This window comes from Bartonella sp. LB28NMGDW, assembly GCF_042194435.1.
In the GTDB taxonomy this organism is placed as follows: Bacteria; Pseudomonadota; Alphaproteobacteria; order Rhizobiales; family Rhizobiaceae; genus Bartonella; species Bartonella grahamii.
Genome location: NZ_JBHIMX010000132.1, coordinates 1 through 719, shown reverse-complemented (window position 1 = coordinate 719; position 719 = coordinate 1). Strand labels below are relative to the sequence as shown.

General features: G+C 43.0%; 1 protein-coding gene. It reads left to right on the top strand.

Features of this window, described 5'->3' with window-relative positions:
- Window positions 1-719, top strand: a 719-nt coding sequence (locus ACFIKG_RS09620; protein ID WP_375652235.1) for a ShlB/FhaC/HecB family hemolysin secretion/activation protein, incomplete at both ends; no start/stop codon positions are given.

Below are 719 nucleotides of genomic sequence, written 5' to 3'. Positions count from 1 at the left end.
ACGGCGCGTTTTTACATTCCTGATCAAGATATCAAAAACAGCAAGACGCTCAAATTTGTTGTCGTTGAGGGGAAGCTTTCAGAGATTTACTATAATGGTTCACCGGCGTCTCGTTATAACAATGTTGTGTGGAGTGCTTTTCCTGGGCTTCAAGGTCATGTTTTGAACATGCGCGATATTGAACAGGGGCTTGATCAGATCAACCGTTTGAGTTCAGCGCACGCTCAAAGCGAACTTCTTCCAGGGCGTGAAGAAGGGAGCACCATTGTCAATATTAACAATCATCCCGATAAAACTTTCAAGGTTACTGTTTCTCATGACAATATGGGACAAGCCTCTACAGGTTATGCGCGTTATAGTGCGGGCTTGAGGGTAGAAAATATTTTAGGGATGAATGATGCGTGGGATTTTAACTATCAGCGCAGTCAGACAGATTATTGGGGTGGGAGCAAGCAAGAAGGACATAGCAATAACATTTCAGCGAGTGTGAGTATTCCGTACGGTTATTGGACCTTTGGATTGAATGGCACTGTTTATAATTACCAAAGCATAATCCCTGGCAATTTTACCGATATTGAGACGACGGGGGATTCCAGTGAGTTGCACGCCAGTACAAGCAGGGTTCTTTACCGTGATAGTGTTTCCCTTACAACCTTGAATTTAGGTCTTTCTTATAAAAGAACCAACAATTACCTTCTTGGCAATAAGATTGAAGTGGG